Annotated in this window: 1 protein-coding gene and 1 rRNA gene; both read left to right on the top strand. The window is 32.4% G+C overall.

From position 1 onward, the window contains the following. Positions 1–81 (top strand): 5S ribosomal RNA (rrf, locus tag ACQKIM_RS27915); the annotation flags it as partial. Positions 82–1,091: 1,010 nt separating this feature from the next. Beyond that, positions 1,092–1,985: a patatin-like phospholipase family protein gene (locus ACQKIM_RS27920; protein WP_427550218.1), complete on the top strand. Its 894-nt coding sequence runs from the start codon at positions 1,092–1,094 to the stop codon at positions 1,983–1,985. Positions 1,986–2,254: the final 269 nt, after the last annotated feature.

Consider the following 2,254-nt stretch of genomic DNA (forward strand, 5'->3'; position numbering starts at 1 on the left):
CATACCGAACACGGAAGTTAAGCTCTTTAGCGCCGATGGTAGTTGGGGGCTTCCCCCTGTGAGAGTAGGACATTGCTAGGCAAAGACAGTCAACTGTGTGTTGGCTGTTTTTTTGTTTTTAAGCGACCTGTTTCCAAATGTAAACGAAGGAATAATGGTCTTCATTTCGATAGCCAAAACCACATCTTTTGATGAGTTTAATTTTACTACTCCCGCTTTCCATCATGTCATTAGATAGCAGTGAAATACTGGTTTCCAGCAACGCTTTTTAACGTGTTATCAATGTTTTTTGCGATTTTAGAAACGGCACTACATAGACGATATTGATATACCTTATAAACCATTCTGTTAATCGTCGTTTAGCTTGTGTCATCGATAATGTAGAATCATCATCTCAATGCAAATCAATCAGAGGTGCCAAGCATAGCCATGTTGAAAACTTCGTAATGTTTGTGCATGACGAATCGTTTTCCCTCGAAAAATGGGACATGATACTGAATAAGCACTTACTGTAACAAGAAATACATTTGGTTCTTCGTCAGATGGAGAAGAAACTTCGAATAAGATGGTAACGGTAAAAACATTTTGTTAAACTTGGAATACAAAGCGAAAACTCCTCTCGTGGTTTGTCTTGACAACAATTACGATATGTGAGTTTTCGCTTTTCTTCTATAGAAAAGTGTGAAATTATTGAATCGATAGAAAACTAGTCACAAGTTGTGGTGAAGAGCACTTTTTGATTCTTATATGTAAGTTTATTTACTATACAATCTTTACATATAGGGATCACTCTTTGTAGTTATTTTAAAAAGTGCTTGTCTAATTTAGAGGAATATTTGAAATTTCTTTTAGATCTAAACCATTACATTGTTTAAAATATTTTCATATTTAGATAAAGGATTTGAATGTATTAAATAAAAATCAAAACAAAGTTACTGATAAAGTATAAGTTATTTCATATAAGGTATAATCTTTCAGACTTTTAATGACTTATTTCGTGAAGTACAACAGTAATACGACAAAAAATAGTTCTAAATGTGATTATTGATTCTTATAATATAAAGATTACTTTCTAAAAAGGAGAGGAAATTTTGTGGATTGATGGTGTTTTTTCTGGTGGTGGTTTGAAGGGGTTCGCACTAGTTGGCGCGTATCAAGTGTTAGAAGCTGAAAACTTCCGCTTTAAAAGGGTAGCTGGAACGAGTGCTGGAGCTATTCTAGCTACTTTTATTGCTGCAGGCTACAGCGGAAAAGAAATTCAAACTATGTTAGAAGAATTGGATGTACCTTCATTATTAGATTCAAGGAAAACCATTTTACCATTTCCGTTTATGAAATGGGTTAATGTATATAACCATTTAGGTTTATATAAAGGAAAAGCACTAGAAAAATGGTTTTTTCAAAAATTAGCTGCAAAAGGTGTTTATACATTTAAAGATTTACCGAGGGATTCTTTAAAATTAGTTGCTTCTGATTTAACAAATGGAAGAATGATTGTTTTGCCCGATGATTTACTCAAATATCATATTGATGCAAATAATTTCTCAGTTGCATGTGCTTTACGAATGAGTTGTGGCATTCCTTTTTTCTTTGAACCTGTTACATTAAAAACGGGGAAAGGAGAATCTATAATTGTAGATGGCGGTGTTTTGAGTAATTTTCCGTTATGGATATTTGACGATAAAGAGGGAAAGAAAGTAAGACCAATTCTAGGACTTAAATTGAGTAGACGCAGAGAAGAGCAATGTCCACATGAAATAAAAAATGGCTTGAATTTATTTGAAGCATTATTCTCGACTATGAAGGATGCTCATGATGAGAGGTATATTTCTAGAAGACATGAAAGAGATATTATTTTCATCCCTGTCGAAGATTATAGTGCAACACAATTTGATTTAGATGAAGATACTAAGGAAACTCTTTTAGAAATTGGACGGAATCGTACTATTCAATTTTTAAGAACGTGGCCAAGGTTCAGATTATAAAATTTGAAAAAGATTTATAAAAAACTATTGACGATCTTTATAACCAGTGTTATTATATAAAAGTTGCTACTGAAACGCGCAACTAGAACAATATAAAATAAAATAACTGTTTGACATTATCATATAAACATGTTATTATATAAAAGTTAACTCTTAACAAAGAGAAATGCTTTAAATGAACCTTGAAAACTGAACAAGCAAAACGTAATCAATCAAGTTTTTAGTAGCTAGCTTCTGCTGGTGAACAAAACAAAAATTTTGGACATCAA

Source organism: Lysinibacillus sp. NPDC047702 (genome assembly GCF_050272555.1).
GTDB lineage: Bacteria > Bacillota > Bacilli > Bacillales_A > Planococcaceae > Lysinibacillus.